General features: G+C 75.6%; 19 protein-coding genes. 8 read left to right on the forward strand and 11 right to left on the reverse strand.

The window, feature by feature from the left end; translation table 11 throughout:
• Positions 1 to 64: 64 nt before the first annotated feature.
• Positions 65 to 703, forward strand: coding sequence for a TetR/AcrR family transcriptional regulator (locus ABD358_RS04340; protein ID WP_344629485.1), 639 nt, complete (start codon positions 65 to 67; stop codon positions 701 to 703).
• Positions 704 to 866: 163 nt separating this feature from the next.
• On the opposite strand, the gene ABD358_RS04345 is transcribed toward ABD358_RS04340, so the two are convergent.
• Positions 867 to 1241 carry a hypothetical protein gene (locus ABD358_RS04345; RefSeq protein WP_344629486.1) on the reverse strand — a complete coding sequence of 125 codons (375 nt, stop codon included), beginning with the start codon at positions 1239 to 1241 and terminating at the stop codon, positions 867 to 869.
• A gap of 256 nt (positions 1242 to 1497) precedes the next feature.
• Here ABD358_RS04345 and yaaA point away from each other — a divergent pair, with 256 nt between their 5' ends.
• Complete coding sequence (yaaA, locus tag ABD358_RS04350) at positions 1498 to 2295, forward strand: peroxide stress protein YaaA (RefSeq protein WP_344629487.1); 798 nt, start codon at positions 1498 to 1500, stop codon at positions 2293 to 2295.
• 51 nt (positions 2296 to 2346) lie between these two features.
• Here yaaA and ABD358_RS04355 read toward each other — a convergent pair whose 3' ends face one another.
• Genes ABD358_RS04355 through ABD358_RS04365 form a run of 3 tightly spaced genes read right to left on the reverse strand, consistent with a single transcriptional unit; the run spans position 2347 to position 5284 of the window.
• A complete protein-coding gene (locus ABD358_RS04355) occupies positions 2347 to 3660 on the reverse strand; it encodes a bifunctional RNase H/acid phosphatase (RefSeq protein WP_344629488.1) in 1314 nt (437 codons plus the stop codon).
• Complete coding sequence (locus ABD358_RS04360; protein ID WP_344629788.1) at positions 3660 to 4403, reverse strand: zinc ribbon domain-containing protein; 744 nt, start codon at positions 4401 to 4403, stop codon at positions 3660 to 3662. The genes ABD358_RS04355 and ABD358_RS04360 overlap by 1 nt, the downstream gene beginning before the upstream one ends.
• The gene (locus ABD358_RS04365; RefSeq protein WP_344629489.1) at positions 4400 to 5284 is read right to left on the reverse strand and encodes a Nif3-like dinuclear metal center hexameric protein; all 885 of its coding nucleotides are present in this window, start codon (positions 5282 to 5284) and stop codon (positions 4400 to 4402) included. Before ABD358_RS04365 ends, ABD358_RS04360 begins: the two co-directional genes overlap by 4 nt.
• A gap of 264 nt (positions 5285 to 5548) precedes the next feature.
• Between ABD358_RS04365 and ABD358_RS04370 the strand changes: the two genes are divergently transcribed.
• The 5 genes from ABD358_RS04370 to ABD358_RS04390 all read left to right on the forward strand — a co-directional run bounded on the left by ABD358_RS04370 (position 5549) and on the right by ABD358_RS04390 (position 9888).
• Positions 5549 to 6760, forward strand: coding sequence for a hypothetical protein (locus tag ABD358_RS04370; protein WP_344629490.1), 1212 nt, complete (start codon positions 5549 to 5551; stop codon positions 6758 to 6760).
• 60 nt (positions 6761 to 6820) lie between these two features.
• Positions 6821 to 7114, forward strand: a complete 294-nt coding sequence (locus tag ABD358_RS04375) for a hypothetical protein (RefSeq protein ID WP_344629491.1) — start codon at positions 6821 to 6823, stop codon at positions 7112 to 7114.
• A gap of 138 nt (positions 7115 to 7252) precedes the next feature.
• Positions 7253 to 7909, forward strand: a complete 657-nt coding sequence (locus tag ABD358_RS04380) for a class I SAM-dependent methyltransferase (RefSeq protein WP_344629492.1) — start codon at positions 7253 to 7255, stop codon at positions 7907 to 7909.
• A gap of 27 nt (positions 7910 to 7936) precedes the next feature.
• On the forward strand, positions 7937 to 8887 hold the full coding sequence (locus tag ABD358_RS04385) for an N-acetylmuramoyl-L-alanine amidase (protein ID WP_344629493.1): 951 nt from the start codon (positions 7937 to 7939) through the stop codon (positions 8885 to 8887).
• Positions 8888 to 8937: 50 nt separating this feature from the next.
• Positions 8938 to 9888 (forward strand): DUF5336 domain-containing protein, encoded by a 951-nt coding sequence (locus ABD358_RS04390; protein ID WP_344629494.1) that lies wholly within the window; start codon positions 8938 to 8940, stop codon positions 9886 to 9888.
• Between the two features lie 459 nt (positions 9889 to 10347).
• Here ABD358_RS04390 and ABD358_RS04395 read toward each other — a convergent pair whose 3' ends face one another.
• Genes ABD358_RS04395 through ABD358_RS04405 form a run of 3 tightly spaced genes read right to left on the reverse strand, consistent with a single transcriptional unit; the run spans position 10348 to position 13563 of the window.
• A complete protein-coding gene (locus ABD358_RS04395; RefSeq protein ID WP_344629495.1) occupies positions 10348 to 11415 on the reverse strand; it encodes a prenyltransferase/squalene oxidase repeat-containing protein in 1068 nt (355 codons plus the stop codon).
• Positions 11412 to 12170, reverse strand: a complete 759-nt coding sequence (locus ABD358_RS04400; RefSeq protein WP_344629496.1) for a class I SAM-dependent methyltransferase — start codon at positions 12168 to 12170, stop codon at positions 11412 to 11414. The genes ABD358_RS04395 and ABD358_RS04400 overlap by 4 nt, the downstream gene beginning before the upstream one ends.
• A 34-nt stretch (positions 12171 to 12204) precedes the next feature.
• Positions 12205 to 13563 carry a glycosyltransferase family 4 protein gene (locus ABD358_RS04405; RefSeq protein ID WP_344629497.1) on the reverse strand — a complete coding sequence of 453 codons (1359 nt, stop codon included), beginning with the start codon at positions 13561 to 13563 and terminating at the stop codon, positions 12205 to 12207.
• Between the two features lie 528 nt (positions 13564 to 14091).
• Between ABD358_RS04405 and ABD358_RS04410 the strand changes: the two genes are divergently transcribed.
• The gene (locus tag ABD358_RS04410; protein WP_344629498.1) at positions 14092 to 14697 is read left to right on the forward strand and encodes a LuxR C-terminal-related transcriptional regulator; all 606 of its coding nucleotides are present in this window, start codon (positions 14092 to 14094) and stop codon (positions 14695 to 14697) included.
• A 63-nt stretch (positions 14698 to 14760) separates the two neighbouring features.
• On the opposite strand, the gene ABD358_RS04415 is transcribed toward ABD358_RS04410, so the two are convergent.
• From ABD358_RS04415 to lanKC, 4 genes are all read right to left on the reverse strand, one after another.
• The gene (locus ABD358_RS04415; protein WP_344629499.1) at positions 14761 to 16671 is read right to left on the reverse strand and encodes an ATP-binding cassette domain-containing protein; all 1911 of its coding nucleotides are present in this window, start codon (positions 16669 to 16671) and stop codon (positions 14761 to 14763) included.
• Complete coding sequence (locus ABD358_RS04420; protein WP_344629500.1) at positions 16668 to 18512, reverse strand: ABC transporter ATP-binding protein; 1845 nt, start codon at positions 18510 to 18512, stop codon at positions 16668 to 16670. Before ABD358_RS04420 ends, ABD358_RS04415 begins: the two co-directional genes overlap by 4 nt.
• Positions 18513 to 18671: 159 nt before the next feature.
• The gene (locus ABD358_RS04425) at positions 18672 to 18794 is read right to left on the reverse strand and encodes a SapB/AmfS family lanthipeptide (RefSeq protein ID WP_344629501.1); all 123 of its coding nucleotides are present in this window, start codon (positions 18792 to 18794) and stop codon (positions 18672 to 18674) included.
• Positions 18795 to 18807: 13 nt separating this feature from the next.
• Positions 18808 to 21501 (reverse strand): class III lanthionine synthetase LanKC, encoded by a 2694-nt coding sequence (gene lanKC / locus ABD358_RS04430; RefSeq protein ID WP_344629502.1) that lies wholly within the window; start codon positions 21499 to 21501, stop codon positions 18808 to 18810.
• Between the last annotated feature and the right edge of the window lie 141 nt (positions 21502 to 21642).

Consider the following 21642-nt stretch of genomic DNA (forward strand, 5'->3'; position numbering starts at 1 on the left):
ATAATGATTCGGTGAAAGTGTGTTCCGATACGCTGGCGTCTGTCAACAGCCGATGGAGGACGACATGCCGCAGGCGAGCACCACCAGCCGAAAAGTCCGGGCGGCCCAGACCCGTGCCGCGCTGCTGGACGCGGCGCGGAGGCTGTTCAACGATCGCGGCTACCTCAATACGAAGATCACCGACATCACCGCCGCGGCCGGACGCTCGACCGGCTCGTTCTACGAACACTTCGCCGGCAAGGACGAGCTGCTCCAGGCGCTCCTCGCCGAGATGGAGGATGCGATCGACGAGCGCATGACCGGCCTGGAGCACCCCCGCGACCACGACCTGACCGACCGCGACCAGCTGCGCGACCACGTCGGTGCCGCGTGGACGGTGATGCGGCAGAACCGCCCGGTCGCGCTCGCGCTGTTCCAGGCGATGGTGGCCGACGATCCCGGCACGGGCCGGGCCTGGCGCGACCTGCGCGAGCGGACAGGGACCATCCGGGAGCATCTGGAGTACCTGGTCGAGCGCGGACACCAGCTGCCCGGCGACCCCGAGTTCATCGCGGTGGCGATAGGCGCGATGCTCGTCACCCTCAACTACGCCGTGCTCACGCCCCCCGGCGGCGAAGACGACCAGCACGTCATCGACACCCTCACGGACCTGCTGTTGCACGGGCTGGCCGGACCGGCGCCACGATCAGCGGATGAACCCTGAAAGACCACGTGCGCGTCGACCCCGCGCCGGCCGACGTGCGGGTGCCGGGCCCTGCCCGGCGGGTCCGGCGGCTGATCCGGCGGCGAGCCCGCCGGGACGGACGGAGGCGGGCCCGGACCCGTTCGGGGGAGGGTCCGGGCCCGCGTGCCGCCGGGCGCGTCCGTCAGGACTTCCCCTCGTCGCCGAGCGTCTCCTCGCGGGTGGACTCGCCGGTGCTGCGGTCCTCCACCTCGCCGCCGGACTTGGAGGGGTCGGCCCCGATCGCCTCGCGGGCGGCCTCGCCGCCGGTGCCGCGGTCGCCGAGGTCCGCGCCGGAGCGCGGCATGCCCTCGCTGCCCCGGACGTTCCCGGTGCCCTTCTGCCCGGTCTTCCCGCCGCCGGAGGCGCCCTTCTCCCCGGGCTCCCCGGTCTCCTCGGCCCGCTTCCCCGCCGCGGCCGGGTCGACGCGGCCCTTGGCCGTCTCCCCGGAGATGTGGCGGACGTGCTCCTGGGCGGTCTCCTTCATCTTCTCGTCGCGGTTCTCGCTCTTCCCGGCCATGGTCCTCCTTCTCTCCCGGCCGTCCCGGACGGCCGTGCGGATCGCCGGATATTTCCCTTTCAGGGCTTTTCCGGCGGCCGGGTGCCCACCCCGGGGGCCCGTATGCCTCCGAGCCGCCCGGTGCGTCGGCCGGGGTCTGCCAGGGGGTCGGCCGGGCCCGCGCCACAGGCCGGAACCGGCGCGTCCGGACGGTGGACGTACGCTGCTGAGCGCGCCGGAACGTGCGGCGCGCGTACCGCCCGTGAGGAGAACCACCGTGCTCGTACTGCTGCCACCGTCCGAGGGCAAGGCCACCGGCGCCTCCGGTCCCCCGCTCGACCTGGCGGCCCTGTCGCTGCCGGGACTGACGGCCGCGCGCGAGGCGGTGCTCGGCGAACTGGTGGAACTCTGCTCGGCCGACGAGGACAAGGCCCGGGAGGTGCTCGGGCTGAGCGAGGGACTGCGCGGCGAGGTGGCCGTGAACGCCGCGCTGCGGACGGCCCGGACGCTGCCCGCCGGCGAGGTCTACACCGGCGTGCTCTACGAGGCGCTGGGCCTGGGCGCCCTGGACGGCCCGGCGCGGGAGCGGGCCGAGCGGTGGCTGCTGGTGTTCTCGGGACTGTGGGGGGCGGTGCGGATCACCGACCCGATCCCGCCCTACCGCTGCTCGGGCGGGGTGAAGCTGCCCGGGCTGGGGAGCCTGGGCCGGTACTGGCGGGAGCCGCTGGAGGCGGTGCTGCCCGAGGCCGCGGGCGACGGGCTGGTGCTGGACCTGCGGTCGTCCGCCTACGGGGCGATGTGGAAGCCGAAGGGCGAGCTCGCCGGGCGCACCGCGACCGTGCGGGTGCTCCAGTCGAGGATCGTCGACGGGGTGGAGAAGCGGTCGGTGGTCAGCCACTTCAACAAGGCCACCAAGGGGCGGATCGTCCGCGAACTGCTCCGCGCCGGCGAGGAGCCGGCCGGCCCGGAGGAGCTGGCCGGGGTGCTGCGCGGCTTGGGCCACCGGGTGGAGTGCGAGCCTCCGGCGAGGGGCGGCACGCCCTGGCGGCTGGACGTGGTGGTCACCGAGCTGTGAGGGCGGCCCGCGGGCCCGGCCGGCTCCCCGGCCGGTCCGGGCCCGGCGGCCTCAGCGCAGGTGACCGGTGTCGTTGAGCAGGCGCAGCGACGCGTTGCCGTCGGCGTAGTACGCCACCGCCGACAGGGACGCGGCCGACAGCTCCATCCGGAACAGCGACTCGGGCGGGGCGCCCAGCGCCAGCCGCACCAGCACCTTGACCGGCGTGACGTGGGAGACCACCAGCACCGTCCGGCCCGGGTACCGGGCGAGGATCCGGTCCCGGGCCCGCTCGACGCGGCGGGTGACGGAGGCGAAGGACTCGCCGCCGGTGGGGGGCGCGCCGGGGTCGGCGAGCCAGGCGTCCAGGTCCTCGGGGTAGCGCTCGCGCACCTCGGCGAAACTCAGGCCCTCCCAGGCACCGAAGTCGGTCTCCCGCAGGTCCTCGTCGATCTCGACCTCCAGGCCGAGCCGCGCGGCGACGATCCCGGCGGTCTGGCGGCAGCGGGTCAGCGGCGAGCTGACCACGTCCTGGACGGTGCCGCGCCCGGCGAGCGCGGCGGCCGCCGCCTCGGCCTGCCGCAGCCCGGCCGCCGAGAGCGCGGGGTCGCTCCCGCCGCTGCCGGAGAACTTCTTGTACGGGGTGAGGGGGGTCTCGCCGTGCCGGAGCAGCACCAGCGTGGTGGGGGTGCCCAGGTCGGCGGCCCAGCCCGCCTGCGGGGTCTTCGGCTCGGCCTCCCCGGCCGGGGCGGTGGGATCGGCCGCGGCGGCCTCCGCCGGGTCCGGCGCCGCACCCGGGGTTCCGGCGGCGCCCCGTACGGCCTGCCGCACGGCGGCGCGGGCCGCCGCCCGCGCCTCGGCGGAGCTCTCGGCGGTGGCCGGGGCGGCCCCGGCGGAGGCGCCGGCGTCCCCGGCGGCGAGTTCCGCCGCCGAGGAGGACGGCTGCCAGGCCTCGCCGCGGCGTCCGGCGTCCATGGCCTCGTTGGCCAGCCGGTCCGCGTGCCCGTTCCGCTCGCGCGGGATCCACTCGTAGGTGACGGCCCCGGGCGGGAAGACCGAGGCGGCCTCCATCGCCAGTGGACGCAGGTCGGGGTGCTTGATCTTCCAGCGGCCCGACATCTGCTCCACGACGAGCTTGGAGTCCATCCGGACCCGCACCGCCGCCCCCGGGTCGAGCTCGCGGGCCGCGCGCAGGCCCGCTATCAGGCCCCGGTACTCGGCGACGTTGTTGGTGGCGGTGCCGATGTACTCCGCCGTCTCCGACAGCGTCCGTCCCGTCCGGGCGTCGCGGACCACCGCGCCGTACCCGGCCGGGCCGGGGTTGCCGCGGGAACCTCCGTCGGCCTCGACGACGAAGGTCCGGGGGGATTCGGGGGAACCCGTCATCACAGCCCGGACTCGGGGGTGCGGACCAGGATGCGGCGGCAGTTCTCGCAGCGCACCACCGAGTCCGCCGGGGCCTGCCGGATCTCGTTGAGCTCGGTGATGTTCAGCTCCAGGCGGCAGCCCTCGCAGCGCCGCTGGTAGAGGCGGGCCGCGCCGACGCCGCCCTGCTGCTCGCGGAGCTTGTCGTAGAGCTTGACCAGGTCGGCCGGGACCGCGCCGGCCACGATCTCGCGCTCCCTGGCGACCGTGGCGGCCTCGGTGTCGATCTCCTCCAGCGCGGCGTCGCGCCGCGCCGTCGCGTCGTCGATCTTGGCCTGGACGGACTCGACCCGCCGCGTCAGCTCCGCGACCCGCTGCTGGGCGGCCTCGCGGCGCTCCATGATCTCCAGGACGACCTCCTCCAGGTCGCCCTGGCGCCTGGCGAGGGAGGCGATCTCCCGCTGGAGGCTCTCCAGGTCCTTGGGGGAGGTGACCGCGCCGGAGTCGAGCCGCTCCTGGTCACGGGCGGCGCGCTTGCGCACCTGGTCCACGTCCTGCTCCGCCTTGGTCTGCTCGCGGGCGGTGTCGCTCTCCTCCGTCTGCGCGGCGACCAGCAGGTCGCGCACCTGGGCGAGGTCGGCGTTCAGGCTCTCGAGTTCGGCGTGCTCGGGCAGGTTCTTGCGCCGGTGCGCGAGCTGGGTGAGCCGCAGGTCGAGGGCCTGGACGTCGAGGAGGCGGATCTGGTCGGCTGGCTCGGCGTTCAGTTGGGGGCTCCTGTGTGGGTGGTGGGTGCGGCGCCGTCGGCGGGGGCGGACGCCGCGTGGATGGTCCAGGGATCGGTGACGGTACGGGAGACGTGGACGCGCAGTCCCCAGCCGTGCCGCTGCGACACCGAGTCGAGCTGGGCGGCGGCCTGCTCGCACCAGGGCCACTCGGTGGCCCAGTGCGCGGCGTCCACCAGTGCCGGCCCCCCGGTCCGGGCGGCGTGCTGGACGGCCTCGGAGGCCGGGTGGTGCCGCAGGTCGGCGGTGACGTAGGCGTCGACGCCGGCCGCCCGCACCTCGTCGAAGAGGCTGTCGCCGGAGCCGCCGCAGACCGCGACCGTGCGGACCGGGCGGCCGGGATCGCCGGCGGCGCGGACGCCCTGCGCGGTGGCGGGCAGGGCCGCGGCCACCCGCTCGGCGAACCGGGCCAGCGGCTCGGGCGCGTCCAGCTCGCAGATCCGGCCCAGGCCGCGGCGGCCGGAGGGGTCGGCGGGGTCGGGCACCAGCGGTGCCACGACCCGCAGGCCGATGGCGCCGGCGAGGGCGTCGGAGACGCCGGGGTCGGCGCGGTCGGCGTTGGTGTGGGCGACGTGGAGGGCGACGCCGTTCCGGATCAGGGTGTGGACGACGTGGCCCTTGAAGGTGCCGGCCCAGACCGTGTTCGTCCCGCGCAGGTAGAGGGGGTGGTGGGTGAGGAGCAGGTCGGCGCCCAGCTCCACCGCCTCGTCGGCCGTCTCCCGCACGGGGTCGACGGCGATCAGCACCCGGTTCACCTCGGCGCCGGGGTCTCCGCAGACCGTTCCGACGGCGTCCCACTGCTCGGCCCACCCGGGGGGCCACAGGTCGTCGAGCGCGGCGATGACATCGGAGAGTGCAGGCACGGGTGAGAGGTTACCTGCCGCGCGCCCCGGAGTGCCGGGCCGGAGGCCCGCCGGGGGGACGGGACGCCCCGGCGGCGCCGGGCCGGCCGGTCCCCGGCCGGGCTCCCGCGAGGTCCCCGCCGGGTCCCTCCGTCCGGCGGCGCGCACCGCGCGGCGCCTCCCCCCGCGAATCCGGCCGCCGTCCCCCGAAGGGGTGAAGGCCCCCGAGTGGCGCCGTCCGGCCGGGAACGCGGAACTAGCGTCGCCACCGGAGGTGATGGGTCGATGACTGTCTGTGCCGACGACACCGTCCCGGGTGGCGGCGGGGGAGCGGCGTACACCGGCTTCACGATCGCGGCGGACGGCTCCTACGCGGCCAGGCTCACGGCGGCCGGGCAGGGCGGGGGGTGGACCCCCGAGCGCTGGACGCTGGACGGGCCCGAGCCGTACGCGGTGCCGCTGCCGGGCCCGCGGCCGGAGGGGCCGGGCACCCAGGTGCTGCCGCTGCCCGACGGGCGGGTGCTGATCTGCCGCAGGGCCGCCGACCGGCACCATCTCGCGCTGCTCTACCCCACCGGCCCGTGCACCGGCGAACTCCCCCTGGGCTCGGTGGAGTCCGGGCGGCTGACGCTGCTGCCGCCCGCTCCGGGCGGTCTGGCGGCCTACGCCCTCTCCCCCGGCCGGCCCGGCGCGGAGAGCACGGCGGTGTGGCTGGTGCACGGCGGGTCCTACGGCCCGGAGCCGGTCGCCGAGGTGCCGGGCCGCTGCTCGGGCGGCACCTGGCTGGACGGCGAGGGGCGGCTGCTGGCCCTGGACCGCACCGACGCCTCCGGCCGCACGAAGGCCGTCGTCGTCGACCTGGAGCGCGGCGAGGTCTCCCCCCTGCTGCAGATCACCGACGACAGCGACGACCGGCTGCTGCTCGCCGACCCCGACAGCGGGCTGCTGATCGTGCGGTCCGACGCCCCCGGCGAGACGCGGCTGGGCTGGGGGGTCCTCGGCAGCCACCGGCCCGTGCGCTTCCCCGAGGCGCTGCGTCCGCAGGGGGTGGCGCTGACCCCGTTCGCCGTCCAGCCCGGCCAGGCCCTGGTGCCGGAGGGCTGCGCGGTGGCGCTGCGCGTGGACGGGCCGAACGGGACGTGGGTGGCGGTGTGGCGGCCCGCGCAGCGGAGGCTCCAGCACCTGGCCGCCCCGCGGGGGTGGCTGCGGGGGTCGGGGCTGTGGACGGCCGGCGGGGAGCTGCGGCTGCCGTACTCCACCGGCCACACGCCGTGCGGGCTGGCCCGGATCGCGGTGCCCTGCCCGGAGCCCGAGCCGCTGCCCCGGCCGCGTACGGAGCCGGCGGCGGAGCAGGCCGGGCCGGTCCCGCAGGCGCCGCCCGCGGGCGGGGAGGAGACCGGCTCGTTCACCGTGTTCACCCTCCGCTCGGTCGCGCGTCCCCCGATTCCCCTGCGGCACGCGCCGTTGACCCGGACCTCTGCGGAGCGAAGATCGTAGAACTACTACGATCCGGTCGGGTACGGAGGGAACCCGACCCGATTCATGGAGTAGCCGGCGATGTCCCAGACCCAGACAGACGCCCAGACACAGGCGCAGGCACAGGTCCAGACACAGACACAGGCACAGGCGCAGCCCCGGCCCGAGTCGCAGGCGCAGCACCAGCCGCAGGCACAGCACCAGCCGCGGATACAGCCGCAGCCCCGGCCGCAGGCCCCGGCCCCGGACGGGGCCGGTGGCGGGGCCGGTGGAGCCCGGGGCAGGCACCGGGGCCCGGCCGCCGTCGGCGAGGAGGCGGCGGTGCCCGCGCAGGGCCGCCACCGCCGCCCCGGCGGACAGGACCGGACCGGCTGAGCGGCCGGGAGGTCCGCGCCGGGAGCGCCGTCTCCCCACCCCCGTGGCCGGCCCGGCGGTCCGGTGCGGCAGCATGGGCCGCGGCACCGGACCGGACGGACCGGGCCGGCCGGTCGGACCAGGTCAGGGAGGTCGTCGATGGAGGACGCCGCAGGGCCCTCGCCCGAGGTCGTCGCCGCGTTCGAGGCGGCGAAGGGCTTCATGCCCGCGGACGAGGGGATGGCCCTGTACGCCGCCGCCCGCGAGGCGGCGCGGCTGGGGCTGCCGCTGCTGGAGATCGGCACGTACTGCGGGCGTTCCACGATCCTGCTGGCCGACGCCGCCCGGCGCGCGGACGGGGACGTGACGGTCCTGACCGTCGACCACCACCGGGGCAGCGAGGAGCAGCAGCCGGGCTGGGAGTACCACGACCCGGAGCTGGTCGATCCGGAGGTCGGTCTGATGGACACCCTCCCGGCCTTCCGCCGCACCCTCCACGCCGCCGGGCTGGAGGACCGCGTCGTCGCGCTCGTCGGCCGCTCGCCCCGGATCGCGTCCCTGTGGGGCGGGAGGCTGGGACTGGTCTTCGTCGACGGCGGCCACACCGACGAGCACGCGCGCGCCGACTACGAGGGCTGGGCGCCGCACCTGGCGGAGGGCGGGCTGCTCGTCATCCACGACGTGTTCCCCGACCCGGCCGACGGCGGCCAGGCGCCGTACCGGATCTACCGGCGGGCGCTGGAGTCCGGCGCCTTCACGGAGGTCTCGGCGCTCCGCTCGCTGCGCGTGCTGCGGCGCACGGGCCCGGGGCTCTGACCCCCGCCACCGCTACGATCTGCGCTCATGTCCCTGGTCAGACGGCTGTTCATCGTCCTCGCGCTCCTGCTGCCCGTCTGCCTGGCGGGCTGGCTGGCGCGGCGGGCCGCGGAGGGGACGGACGCCGGCGCCGGGCCGGAGCGGTCCCCCTCCCCGGCGGCCTCCTCCCCGCCCGCGCGCGGGGAGTCCGGGAAGCCGTCGGGGAAGCCGGACGGGGACGGCCGGCCGCTGCGGGGCGCGGTGGTCGTGCTCGACCCCGGGCACAACCCGGACAACCGCGAGCACACCCGTGAGATCGCGCGCCGGGTCGACATCGGCACGGGCCGCAAGGAGTGCGACACCACCGGCACGGCCACCGACTCCGGGTACGCGGAGGCGCTGTTCACCCTCGACGTCGCGCGCCGCGCCCGCGCCCTCCTGGAGGAGCGGGGCGCCACGGTGGAGCTCACCCACGACGGCGACCGGCCGTACGGGCCGTGCATCGACGAGCGCGCCCGGGCGGGGAACGAGGCGGGGGCCGACGCCGTGGTCTCCGTCCACGCCGACGGCTCCGCCGCCGGCGGCCGGGGCTTCCACGTGATCCTTCCCGCGCGGGTGACGGAGGGGGCCGCCGACACCACGCGGATCACCGGCCCGTCCCGGCGGCTGGGCGAGCACCTGGCCGACGCCTTCGCCGGGGCGACCGGTTCCGGCCCGGCGGACTACCTGGGCCCCTCCACGGCCGGCACCGGACTGGTGACCCGCGGCGACCTGGGCGGGCTCAACCTGTCCCGGGTGCCCAAGGTCTTCCTCGAATGCGGCAACATGCGCGACCCCCGCGAGGCCCGGCGGTTCACCGATCCGGCGTGGCGGGAGCGCGCGGCCCGCGGCATCGCCGACGGCGTCACGGCCTATCTGCGGGAGGCGGAGAACCGTTACCACGACGGGACGAACAAGACGGACCCGCCGGACCGCGCCGGGCGTCCTTCCGTACGATAGGGCCCGCCCCCGTCTGACCAGACCATGACGAAACCGATTGAGGATCTTACGTGAACATCCGCTCGCTCACCCGAAGCGATGGCGCGGTAATCGGAGCAGCGGTGCTGCTGTTCATCGCCTCCTTCCTCGCCTTCTTCCAGGCCGAGGACGAGAACTGCACCGGGACCTGCTCCTTCAACACCTGGGAGCCCGCCTTCTTCCCGCTGCTGCCGACCGTGACGATCGCCGGTCTGGCCGCCGCGGCCCTGCTCGCTCTCGGGCACATGCTTCCCGGGGAGCGGAAGGTCCTCGGACTCGGTCTCGACCAGTGGGGCACCGCACTGGCGGTCTTCGTCGGCTGGTCGGCCCTGTGGTCGACGTTCTCCGACCTCGTCCCCCAGGTCGACACCGGGTACGGGAGCGCCAACGACGGGGTGGAACTGGGCATCGGCGCCTGGCTGACCCTCATCGGCGGTCTGGTCATGGCGGCCTTCGCGATCCTGGGCAACGCCGTGCCCGCGCTCAGGGCCCCGCTGCTCCCGGCGCCCTCCCCGCAGGCGGCCCCGAACCCCTACGGTCCGGGCCCGCAGCCGGGTCAGCCGCAGCCGGGCGGGTACGGCTACCCCGGCGGCCCCCAGCCGGGCCAGCCGCAGCCGGGCGGTTACGGCTACCCGGGCGGTCCGCTGCCGGGCCAGCACCAGCCGCAGCCCGGTCAGCCCCAGCCGGGCGGGTACCAGCCGGAGCAGCACCAGCAGCCGGGTCAGCCGCAGCCGCCGTACGGCGGCCAGCCCTCCCCGGCGGCGGGCGGCGCTCCCGCCGACCCGCACTTCCAGCCGTTCTGGTTCGCCGTGCCGGTCGCGCGTCCGCTCTTCCCGGAGGACGGCTCGCCCAACCCGATCGCCGAACTGGCGCCGGGCACCTGGTACCTGGCGGTCGAGCAGCGCGGTCAGGCGCTGGTGGCGCAGACGCAGGACGGCCGCCGCGGCGTCCTGCAGGACACCTCGGGCATCCAGCGCGGCTGACACCCCGCACCCCGGCCGCCCACGCGGTCCGGCGACACCACTCGACGGCCTCCGTCCGGCACCGGGCGGGGGCCGTCGCCGTCGTCCGGAGCGCCGCACAGGAAACGCCGCACGGGCAGCGCCGTACCGGGAGTCCCGCCGCGCACCGTCCGGCACTTCCCGCGGCGGAAGCCTCAACAGGCGCGCCAAAGGGGACGGTTGGGTTTGACGACGACACAAGCGGCAACCCGGACGATACGGTTGCCGCTGCCGGGCGGCGCCGGCCGGGGCAGCGCCCCGCAGGCAGTGACCGAAGAGAGCGATCCGAGAAAAGCGAACCGAGAAGAGCGACCGGAGGGCGGTGAGCCCGACGGAATCGCGGCGGCGGCCCGCCTGTTCCCGGGCCGCCCGCGGTCCGGGCCGTCGCCGACGGCGGCCCGGCCGGCTGTGGGGACGGCGGAGGGCCGGGGCCGGACGGCCTCAGCAGCAGTCCGGCTCCAGCCCCGCCGGAAGCCCCTCCCCGCCGAAGACCGCCACCGTGGCCTCGTCGCCGCCCAGGGCGGCCACGGCCAGCAGCAGCGAACCGGCGGTCCAGGACGTCAGCTCCTCCGGCCAGAAGGCGTCGTCCTCGAAGACGTATCCGGTCCAGTACATGCCGTTCCCGGCCCGCAGGTGCCGCATCCAGCGCAGGATCTCCAGCGCCCGGTCCGACTCCCCCATCACCCACAGCGCCAGCGCCAGTTCGGCGCTCTCACCGCCGGTCACCCACGGGTTGGGCAGGACGCAGCGCACGCCCAGGCCGGGTACGACGAAGCGGTCCCAGCCCTCCTCGATGCGCTCCTTGGCCTCGGGCCCGGTCACCGCGCCGCCGAGGACGGGGTAGTACCAGTCCATCGAGTAGCGGCTCTTGTCCAGGAAGCGCTCGGGGTGGCGCCGCACCGCGTGGCCGAGCAGCCCCAGCGCCAGCTCCCAGTCCGGCTGCGGCTCCTCGCGGTGCTCGGCGAGGGCGAGCGCGCAGCGCAGCGCCTGGTGGATGGAGGAGCAGCCGGTCAGCAGGGCGTCGGCGACGGGGGTGCCGTCGGCCTCCCGCTTCCAGCCGATCTGGCCGCCGGGCTGCTGGAGGCCCAGGACGAACTCCATCGCCGCCACGACCACCGGCCACATCCGCTCCACGAAGGTGTCGTCCCCCGTGGCGAGGTAGTGGTGCCACACCCCGACGGCGACATAGGCGCAGAAGTTGCTCTCCTTGCCCAGGTCGGTGGGGCGTTCGGCGTCCCCGTCGGCGTACGCGGCGTACCAGGAGCCGTCCGTGTTCTGGTGCTCGGCCAGCCAGCGGTAGGCGGCCTCGGCCCGCTCGTGCTCGCCGGCCGCGTCCAGCGCCATGGCGGCCTCGACGTGGTCCCAGGGGTCGAGGTGGTGGCCGCGGAACCAGGGGATCGCGCCGTCGGGCCGCTGGAGCGCGGCGATGCCCGCCACGGTCAGCGCGGCCTCCTCGGCGGTGAGGACGCCCGGCAGGACGAGCCGTTCGGTGCGGCCCGGGCTCGTCACGCCCGCTCCGCGCCGGACGCCGCGGCGACGGGAAGGTGCGGCTTGGTGGCGTAGGCCACGAAGCTCTTGCCCATCACGGGGTTGAGGAGGTTCTCGGCGAGGCGGGTGGCCAGGGGCTTCTTCATGATGTCCCAGACCAGCAGCTTGTGGTAGGCGCGCACCGGCAGCGCGGCGTCGTCGCCGTCCCGGTTCACCCCGAAGGCGCACTTGAGCCACCAGTAGGGGGAGTGCAGGGCGTGCGCGTGGTGCGTCCCGTACGGGCGCAGGCCCGCCTCGCGCATCTTCGCCAGCAGTTCGTCGGCGCGGTAGATGCGGATGTGGCCGCCCTCGACCTCGTGGTAGGCGTCGGAGAGGGCCCAGCAGACCTTCTCCGGGCCGTAGCGCGGCACGGTCACCGCGATCCGCCCGCCGGGGCGGAGCACCCGGACCATCTCGGCGAGGACGCCCTTGTCGTCGGGGATGTGCTCCATCACCTCGGAGATGATCACGGCGTCGAAGCTGTCGTCCGGGAAGGGGAGCGCGAGCGCGTCGCCCTCCATCGCGGTGGCCTCGGCGCCCGCCGGGGCCTCCCCGGCCTCCTTCATGGCGGCGAACCACTTGGCGACCTCGCGGATCTCCTCGCCGTTGCGGTCCAGCGCGACGACTCGCGCGCCCCGCCGGTAGCACTCGAAGGCGTGGCGCCCGGCGCCGCACCCCAGGTCCAGGACCCGGTCGCCGGGGGCGAGCGGGAAGCGGGAGAAGTCCACGGTCAGCACTGGCGGTCTGCCTTCCTCGGTGACGTGCGGGGGTCTAGCTGAGGGCGGGGGCGGAGGTGCGCCGGGCCGCCGTGTCCTGGAGCGCCGCGCGGTAGTGCTCCACCGTGCCGCGGGCGGCCTGCTCCCAGGTGAAGCGGCTCAGCACCCTCTCCCGTCCGGCCGCGCCCAGCCTCGCGCGCAGGTCCGCGTCGCCGAGCAGCCTGCCCAGCGCGGCGGCGAGCGCGCCCGCGTCGCCCGGGGGAACCGCCAGGCAGGTCTCGCCGTCGGGGCCGGCGACCTCGGGGATGGCGCCGCCGGTGGTGGCGACCAGCGGGGTGCCGGTGGCCATGGCCTCGGCGGCGGGGAGGGAGAAGCCCTCGTAGAGGGAGGGGACGCAGGCGATCTGGGCGCCGCGGACCAGGTCCACCAGTTCCCGGTCGCTGATGCCCTTGACGAACTCGACGGCGTCCGTGAGGCCGTACCGCTCGATCGCGGTGGCGACGGGGCCGTTCTCGGCGCGCTTGCCGACGACCACCAGGTGCGCGTCCGGGTGTTCGGTGCGGACCTTCGCCAGGGCCTCGACGAGGTGGACCAGTCCCTTGAGGGGGACGTCCGCGCTGGAGGTGGTGACGATGCGGCCGGGGACCTCGGGCACGGAGGGGTCGGGCGAGAACAGCCGGGTGTCGGCGCCGATGGGCACGACGTGGACGCGCTCGGGGCGCACCCCCAGGTGCTCGGTGATCTCCCGGCGGGAGGAGCCGGAGACGGTCAGCACGGACGGCAGCCGCCGGGCCACCCGCTTCTGCATGCGGGTGAAGCCGTACCAGCGGCGCACGGACGCCCGCCGCTTCCAGTCCCGGGCGGCGTCCAGGTCGAGCCGCCGGTCCACGGTGATGGGGTGGTGGACGGTGGTGACCAGGGGGAAGCCCAGGCGCTCCAGGCCGAGCAGGCCGTAGCCGAGGGTCTGGTTGTCGTGGACGACGTCGAACTCGCCGCGGCGGGCGGCCAGATGGCGGCGGGCCCGCAGGGAGAAGGTCAGCGGCTCGGGGAAGCCGCCGGTCCACATGGTGGCGACCTCCAGCACGTCGATCCAGTCGCGGTACTCCTCGCGCTTCGGCGTGCGGAAGGGGTCGGGCTGCCGGTAGAGGTCGAGGCTGGGGAGTTCGGTGAGGGTGACCTCCCCCGCCAGGTCCGCGTCGTCGTCGAGGACGGGGTAGGGCTGGGCGCCGATCACCTCGACGCGGTGGCCGAGCCGGGCCAGTTCGCGCGACAGGTGGCGCACGTAGACGCCCTGGCCGCCGCAGAAGGGGTTCCCCTTGTAGGTGAGCAGCGCGATCCTCAGCGGCCGGTCGCCGTCGGCGGCTGCGCCCGCCAGGGGGCCGGGCACGGCGTCCCAGGTGGCCTCTGCCGTCACTCACGGCCCCCTTCTGAAGGTCCTCGCGGCAAACGTCCGCGGGAGCGTAACCGCTCCGTTGATCCAGAACAAGTTTCACAAGTCGCCCGGCGGTGCTCCGTCGGCACCCCGGTCGCACCCGGTTCCGGGGCCCCTCCAGGGCTCCGGCCTGCAAGATTACCGGCCGGTATGAGATCCGGACCGGCCGGGCCCGGGTGATTCGCGCCACGGCCCCGCCCGGGAGGGGACGCCGGTCCGGGAGCCGGCGCGGACCGCCTCCGGAAAGGGCGGATCCGGGAGGCGGATCCACCATCACCGAACATGTTCGAAAAAATGCCGAATGCGTGTACGAGTTCTCCGTCCCGACATTTCCGAAAAGGCGCATGTGGACCGGTAGGGCGATTCGGCCGTGCGCCCCCGGCGCACTCCAACTGCTTTGGCTACTGGCCGGTACTGGCCGGAAGTATGCGTTATCCGGCGGCATGAGTAGGTATCTGTTGACGGGTGTTCGACAACCATCACCCGTACAGGGCACTGGAGGAGCCGAACGTGATTCAGGTACTGCTGGTGCACCACCTGGGCCTGTTGCGATCCGGCCTGGCAGCGCTGCTCGACGAGGCGCCCGACATGGAGGTCAAGGACGTTCCCTGGTCCGGCGATACCAGCCGACTCCGGTCCCTGCGCGCGGACGTGTGCGTCGTCGACATGGAACTGCCGGAACTGCCGGACGGGGGCGGGGTGACGGAACTGTGCCGGCACATGACGGCGGCGAAATGCGGGCTGCTGGTTCTGGCCACTCCCGGACGGCCCGGTCTGCTGCGCCGGGCCTACGACGCACAGGCGATGGGGTTCGTGAACAAGGACGCCACCCCCCAGAAGCTGATGGAGGGGATACGGCACGTCGCCGCCGGAAGAAGATACGTGGACGAGTCCCTCGCCCACGACCTGCTGCGCGCCGCCGACATGCCGCTGACCGCACGGGAGCTGAGCGTGCTGTCCCTGGCCGCCAAGGGCGCCACGGTCTCCGAGATCGCCGGCCGCCTCCACCTGTCGCGCGGCACCATACGCAACTACATGTCCGCGATCACCCGCAAGACCGGGGCCCGCAACCGGGTGGACGCCATCCGGATCTCCCAGGGCGCCGGCTGGGTGTAGCCGGACGGCGTCTCCGCGCGGGCGCCCGCCCTCCCGCGGCGGGCGCCCTTCACGCGTGCCCGGCTACGCGTGCCCGGCCCGGAGGGCCGCGGCCCCGCCGCCGCCCGTCCCGCCGTCCCCGGCGCCGCGGGCGTCCCCGGTGCCGTGCCAGTGGCCGACCAGGTCGCGGTACAGGGGCGAGCGGTCCAGCAGTTCGCGGTGGCTCCCGACCGCGGCGCGGGCCCCGTCCATCACCAGCACCCGGTCGGCCCGGTGGACCGAGCTGATCCGGTGGGCGATCACCACCAGCGTGCCGGGCCGGGTGGAGAACGCCCGCTCGGCGCGTGCCTCCGCCGCCGGGTCCAGGTGGCAGGTGGCCTCGTCCAGCAGCACCAGGGGCGCGGGCGACAGGTGGGCCCGCCCCAGTGCGACGAGCTGCCGCTCCCCCTGGGAGAGGGCCGCCGGGTCGACCACCGCGTCCAGGCCGCCCAGCCGGTCCACCAGCGGGCCGAGGCCGACCGCGTCCACCGAGGCGGCCACGGCCTCATCCGGCGTCCCCTCCACGCCTTTGGGGCGCAGGTACAGGAGGTTCTCGCGGAGGGTGCCGGTGAAGACGTACGCCTGCTGCGGGATCAGCACCCGCCGCCGGGCCGCCTCGTCCGCGTCCAGGCCCCGGCCCCGGACCGGTTCGCCGTCCACCAGCACCCGGCCCGCGCCGGGCGCGAGCAGCCCCGCGACCAGGGCGGCGAGCGTGGACTTGCCGATGCCGCTGGGGCCCACCACCACCAGGTGCTCGCCGGGTTCGACCACCAGGTCGACGTCGCGGAGGACCGGCTGGGCGGGGCCGTAGGCGAAGGTCACCGACCGCAGCTCCACGCGGGAGCCGGCGCTCCGGGCGGCGGGGGAGGGCGCCGGGGCGGTGCGCGCGCCGCCCCGGGGGACGGCCGCCGCGGCGTCCCCGGTCTTCCCGGTGTCCGCGAAATCCGCAGCACCAGCGGGGTCCGCAGCGTCCGCGGGGGTGCCGTCCGGGTCGTCCCCGACGAGCCGGTCCAGGATCACCAGCAGCCGGGTGCCCGCCGCCCCCAGCGCGTTCATCAGGGTGTGGAGGGCGGGCAGCAGGGACTGGGTCAGATAGGTCAGCGCACCCAGCAGCGCGCCCGCCGTGACCCCCCTGTCCAGCAGCCACGGAGTGGCGGCCAGCAGCAGGACGACGGGCAGGTGGCCGGCCACGCCCAGCGCCAGCGTGCGGGCCGCGGCCCAGCGGGCCAGCGAGCGGGCCGCGGCCACCTCGGCGCCGACCAGTCCGTCCGCCTCCGCGGCCGTGCGCCGCTCGGCGCCGCACGCCACCACGTCCCGCAGCCCGGCGGCGACGGCCCCGTACCGGGTGGAGAGGGCCTCGTCCGCGTCGAGGAAGTCCCGCTGGCGGGCCGCCATCGGCACCAGCGTGGCCGTGAACAGCAGCAGGCCCAGCGCCAGGGGCGGCAGGACGACCAGCAGCAGCGGGAGGGCCAGGGACGCCAGTCCGGCCAGGGCCCCGGCCGCCGTGAACACGAAGGAGCGCAGCACCAGCACCAGCCCGGCGAAGCTGTCGCGGGCCAGCTCGGTCTGGTGGGTGAGGCGGGAGACGGCCGAGGCGTCCGCGCGGGCCGGGTCGTCCGCGGCCCGCCGCAGGGCACGGGCCACCACGCGGCGCAGCAGCCCGTCGCGCAGCGGCTCGACGAGATCGGCCAGGCCCCGGAAGACCCCCCGGGTCGCCAGCCCGCCCAGGAGGACGGCCGCGGCGGCGACCGCCAGCCAGGCCAGCCCGGCGCCGGTCCGCCCCTCCAGGAAGCCGCGGTCCAGGGCCTGGGCCACCCCGTAGCCGGTCAGGAAGGTCTGCGCCGACTCCAGCAGCGACCAGGCGCCGAGCGCGGCCAGCACGCGACCGCGGCCGCGCAGGAAGCGCAGCGCCCGCGGCAGGAGGCGGCGGGCCGGCCCCGGGACGTCCCGGCTCACCGGGATCCCTCCCCGAGGCTCCTCCCGGAGGTCTCCCCCGGGGTCTCCCCGGCGGCGTCCCCGGTCGCGAACACCGCGCGGTAGTCGGGGAGTTCCCACAGCTCCGCGTGGGGGCCGACGGCCCGGACGCGGCCGTCCTCCAGCCAGACCACCAGATCGGCGCGGGCGGCGGAGGAGACCCGGTGCGCGACGATCAGCCGGGTGCCGGCCCGCACCTCCTCGGTCAGGGCCCGGCCCACCTGGAGTTCGGTGACGCTGTCCAGGCTGGAGGTGGCGTCGTCGAGCACCAGCAGCCGGCCCGCGTGGGCGAAGGCCCGGGCCAGGCCCAGGCGCTGGAACTCGCCGCCGGACAGCGGCGCTTCGGCGAGCGCGGTGGCGTACCCGCCGGGGAGGCGGCGGACGAAGCCGTCGGCGCCGGCCGCCCGAGCGGCGGCCTCGACGGCCTCCCGGTCCGGTTCGTACGCGCCGAAGGCGATGGCCTCGCCGACGGACGTGCCGAACAGGGCGGGGCGTTCGAAGGCGTAGCCGACCTCCCGGCGCAGCTCGGCGGGGTCGATCGCGTCCAGCGGGACCCCGTCCAGCAGCACCCGGCCCCCGTCGGGGTCGGCCAGCCGCCCGGCGAGCGCCGCCAGGGTGGACTTGCCCGCGCCGGACCGCCCCACGACGGCCGTCGTGGTGCCGCCGGGAACGGTCAGGTCCACGTCCCGCAGCACCGCCCGTCCGCCGCGCACGGCGGTGACGCCGCGCAGCTCCAGCGTGCCGGCGCCGTCCGGCGGCAGCGGCCGGCGGCCGTGCGCGACCGGGGGCACGGCGAGCAGTTCGGCGGCGCGCCGGGCGGCGGCCCGGCTCCGCGTCAGGGCGCTGATCTGGCCCGTCACCCCTCCGATGCCGGCGGCCAGGGACGCGTAGCGGGACGCGGCCAGCAGCTCGCCGACGCTCAGGTGCCCGGCGGCCAGGCGCGCCCCGCCCACCGCCAGCACGGCGATCGTCAGCAGGGGCACCAGGACGCCGCTGCCGACGACGGCGTGCCCGTACACCCGCCACATCCGCCGCCCCTGGTCGGAGAGTTCGGGCAGCGGGGCCAGGACGCGGGCGCGCTCGCGGTCGGCGGTGCCCGCCGCGGCCACGGTGCGGGCGCCGGCGAGCGCCTCGACCAGGCGGGCGGCGATCTCGCCCTGGACTCGCTGGTAGCGGGAGACGCTGTCGGAGGAGCCGCGGGCGAAGGCGCGCAGCAGCAGCACCAGCAGGGGCACCCCGGCGCAGAAGGCCGCCGCGAGCCACAGGTCGGTGAGCGCCAGGGCGACCAGGGCCCCCAGCGGGGTCAGGAGGGAGGCGAAGAGACCGGCGACGGTGGCGGGGGCGTTGCCCGCCTCGGCCGCGTTGCCCGTCAGGCGGGTCACCAGGTCGCCGGGGGTGAAGCGGGCCGCGCGGTGCGGCCCCACGGCCAGCAGGTGACCCAGGCCGCGGCGGCGCAGCCAGGCCGTGGTGCGGGCGTTCGTGGTGCCGGTCAGCAGGGCGGTCGCCGCGCCCAGCAGCACCTCGGCCGCGACCAGTGCCGCGCACAGCGCGAGCCAGGGGCCCGCTCCCCCGCGGCCGTCCCGGTCCAGCAGCAGGTCGAGGGCGCGTCCCAGGACGGAGGGCAGGGCGACGGACGCGGCCGCCGCCGCGGTGCTCAGCAGGCAGATCGACGCGGTGCGGCCGGCGCTGTGGCGGACCGCGTCCAGCAGGAGGCGGCCGGCCGGGTCGCGCCCGGCGGCCTCGTCCGGGCCGGCGGGCTCTTCGGGATCCGTGGGCCCGTCCGGCGCGCCGTCGGTTCCCTGGACGGTGGGCTGGATGGCCATGGGCGGTGGTCCTCGCGTCCGTGGACGGTGCGGCAGGGGTACGCGCGGGGCTGCGGGGGTACAACAACGGTCAACGGCGACGCGGCCCCGGGCGTCGTGACCGCCCGGGACCGCGTTGACCGTTTCACCTCCGCGGAGTCAGCGTCCGCGGTGACGTGGTCAGTTGCAGGTGACGACGCTCAGGGAGCTGTCGCCGCACAGCAGCAGGCTGGCCTGCGAGCCACCACCGGTGAACTCGTCGCCCTGCGGGGTCTCCATGGTCTGCAGGTCGAGAAGCGTCATTTCTCTGTTCCTTTCATTTCCGTGGGGACGGGTTTTCTGGTACGGCCTCCCTGACGGAAGACCGGCTCTGGGGCCGCCGGGGCGGCGGCGGGAGGAAGGGCAGGTGCACGGACGTGCCGTGCAGCGCGCTGCCCAGGGCGAGCAGGCAGCCGGCCGTGCCGGTGGCGAGGTCCGCCGACAGGCGCATCATCTGCTCGCCGGGGAAGGCCAGATGGCCTCGGTAGGGAACGGCGGCCCGGGTCAGCGAGTCGATCTGGCGGCGCAGATCGGCCTCGTGGGTGCCGGGTTCGCCGGTGGTCGTGCGGGCGAGGTGGAGGATCATCCCCGCCACTCCGCGGAACAGGCCGGGCTGGGCGTAGAACCTCGACCGGGCGGCCTCGAGGATGTCGTGCCGCGCCTGTTCGAAGCGCTCCTCCTCGCGGTGGGCGGCGTAGTCGTCCAGCACCATGCCGATGCCGACGCTGCCGGCGCCCAGGTAGGGCATGGTGCGCCAGCCCTCGTCCACCTGGAGGGCGCCGCCGGCGCCGGTCACGCAGCAGTCCAGGTCGCGGTGGAGGGCGGTCGCCGCGCGCTCCAGCAGCTCGGGCTGGCCGGTGCGCTCGTACAGCCGCAGGAAGAGCAGGGCCTGTCCCGCCGAGCCGTACAGCAGTCCGGCGCGGGGGGCTCCCTTGGCGGCCGGCAGGGGGCGGCCGCCGCTCCGGTCGGCCTTGTCGGCGACGAGCTGGGCGCAGCGCAGCGCCGCGTCGTGGAGGGCGCTCTCGCCCGTGGCGGCGGCCAGGGCGTCGAGGGCCAGGCCGATGCCGGACAGGCCGCCGTGCAGGTCGGGGGCGAGTGCCTCCCAGGGCTGGTCGAGGATCGTGCCGGCCAGTTCCAGGGCGCGGTCGGTGTGCCCGAACCGCTCCAGGGTCCAGGCGACGCCGGACAGGCCGTCGTAGAAGCCCAGCGGTGTGCCCGAGGCGGGTTCCTTGGTCCTCCGCAGCAGCCACTCCTCGGCGTCGGGGCAGCGCTCCCCGCCGGTCTCGGCCAGGGCGTAGAGCACTCCGGCCGCACCGTGGGCGAAGCAGATGCCGCCGCCGGGGGCGAACTGGGCGATGTCGCCGGGGAAGAAGCGGTCCTCGCGCTCGGGGGTGGCCGAGGCGAGCACGGCCCGCGTCATCGAGTCGCGGCTGCGCGGCCAGTCGGCGGGGTGCACGGGCAGGTACGCGTCCGCGGAGCCGCCCGGTGCGGTGCCCGCCGTCCCCTCCTGCGCCGCGCCGCCGGACCCGGACCGCTCCGGGGGCTGCCAGCCCCGGGTGATCTCCGCCACCGCCTCGTCGAGGAACTCGCGCGGCACGGCGGGGAACTCCCGGGCGACTATCCGCGCCAGGTGCGCGGCCTTGCCCCGGTCGATCGCGAACAGGTTGGTGAGCGGCAGGAACAGGGCGATCCGCAGGCAGGCCAGGGCGTAGCGGTCGACGTCGAATCCCCTGCGGTCGGCGGGGGCGACGAAGCCGGGGTTGGCGATGACCTGGCGCCGGCCCTCGTCGATGTGGGCCGCGGCCTCGAAGTCCAGGAGCGTCACCGAGGACTCGTCCTCGGAGACCATGATGTTGAACAGGTGGAGGTCGTTGAAGACGACGCCGCGGGCGTGGATGGCCTCGACGGCCTCCTCCACCAGGCGGTGGATGCGCAGGGCCCACTCGGTGTACTCGGCCATCCGCTCCGGGCCCGGGTCCGACTCGATCAGCGGGTGCCGGCGGGCGAAGAAGCTGTTGAGCGGTTTGCCCTCGACGTACTCCAGGGCCAGGAACCGGTGGTCGCCGAGGGTGAACCAGTCGTGCACCCCGGGGGTCTGGGGCAGGCCGGACAGCCGCTCCAGGGCCTCCTTCTCCCGCCGCAGCCGGGTCACGGCGTCGGCCCCGTCGGCGGCCAGGCCCGCGTGCGGGCGGCCCTCCTTGAGGACGACCTTCTCGCCGGTGCGGGTGTCGGTCGCGACGTAGACGCCGCCGCCGTTGGAGAAGTGCAGGGCCTTCTCGATGCGGTACGGGATGTCGCCGACCCTGGTGGCGTTGCGGGCCTCCAGGTGGGGCTTGAGGAAGTCCGGCAGGGCGACCCAGTCCGGCACGTGGAAGGCCGGGTCCCTGCGGTCGGGCACCAGGCGGCCCTCGGCGTCCTCGATCGCGGGGCGCAGCTCGCCGTCCCGGTCGTAGCAGTGCCGTTCGGTGAAGCTGCCGTACCGCACGTACACCGGGCCGTTGCCCCAGCGCAGGTCGCTGAGGATGTACGGGCCGGGCTCGCCGGCCAGCAGCGCGTCCAGGTCCTCGGCGATGGTGCGGCACTGCTCGTCGCCGGCCGGGTAGACGGTGACGAACTTGCCGCTGCCGCCGCGGTCGGCGTACTTGGCGTTGCGGTTGTGCAGCAGGTAGCGGTTCGGGATGAACTTGAAGGCGATGCCGCGGGGCACGCAGTAGTCCCAGACCGCGTCGATGATCCGCTCGGCGTTGTCCAGGCAGGCGGAGACGTGGATCTTCCAGCCCTGCTTGGGCAGTTCGGCGTCCAGCGGGCGCAGGGCCAGCCAGTCCCCGGAGCGGTGGCGCTGCCATCCTTCGGGGGCGGGGCGGAGGGCCGCCGTCCAGCCGCCGGTGCGGCCGGCGTCGTCCGGGATGCGGTGGGGGGCGTCGTAGAACCAGCGGTCCGCGTCGCAGAAGACGGCGTAACCCTTGCTCATCGTTCCCCCTTCGGCTCATCCGGCGTGTCTGGCGGCGACGGGGAAGACTTTTCCATGTGCGGGCGGTGACGGAACAGTCACAGCTGTCACGACTCGGTCGTGAGGAACGCACGAGTAACAAGGGTGTGCCGGCGGTGCCGC

The sequence above is a fragment of the Streptomyces glaucosporus genome, from assembly GCF_039533345.1.
In the GTDB taxonomy this organism is placed as follows: Bacteria; Actinomycetota; Actinomycetes; order Streptomycetales; family Streptomycetaceae; genus Streptomyces; species Streptomyces glaucosporus.

Coding starts and splice junctions, on each gene's coding strand:
- ABD358_RS04340 (WP_344629485.1), top strand. CDS start 65: ATGCCGCAGGCGAGCACCACCAGCCGAAAAGTCCGGGCGGCCCAGACC.
- ABD358_RS04345 (WP_344629486.1), bottom strand. CDS start 1,241: ATGGCCGGGAAGAGCGAGAACCGCGACGAGAAGATGAAGGAGACCGCC.
- ABD358_RS04355 (WP_344629488.1), bottom strand. CDS start 3,660: ATGACGGGTTCCCCCGAATCCCCCCGGACCTTCGTCGTCGAGGCCGAC.
- ABD358_RS04370 (WP_344629490.1), top strand. CDS start 5,549: ATGACTGTCTGTGCCGACGACACCGTCCCGGGTGGCGGCGGGGGAGCG.
- ABD358_RS04375 (WP_344629491.1), top strand. CDS start 6,821: ATGTCCCAGACCCAGACAGACGCCCAGACACAGGCGCAGGCACAGGTC.
- ABD358_RS04380 (WP_344629492.1), top strand. CDS start 7,253: ATGGAGGACGCCGCAGGGCCCTCGCCCGAGGTCGTCGCCGCGTTCGAG.
- ABD358_RS04385 (WP_344629493.1), top strand. CDS start 7,937: ATGTCCCTGGTCAGACGGCTGTTCATCGTCCTCGCGCTCCTGCTGCCC.
- ABD358_RS04420 (WP_344629500.1), bottom strand. CDS start 18,512: ATGGCCATCCAGCCCACCGTCCAGGGAACCGACGGCGCGCCGGACGGG.
- ABD358_RS04425 (WP_344629501.1), bottom strand. CDS start 18,794: ATGACGCTTCTCGACCTGCAGACCATGGAGACCCCGCAGGGCGACGAG.
- lanKC (WP_344629502.1), bottom strand. CDS start 21,501: ATGAGCAAGGGTTACGCCGTCTTCTGCGACGCGGACCGCTGGTTCTAC.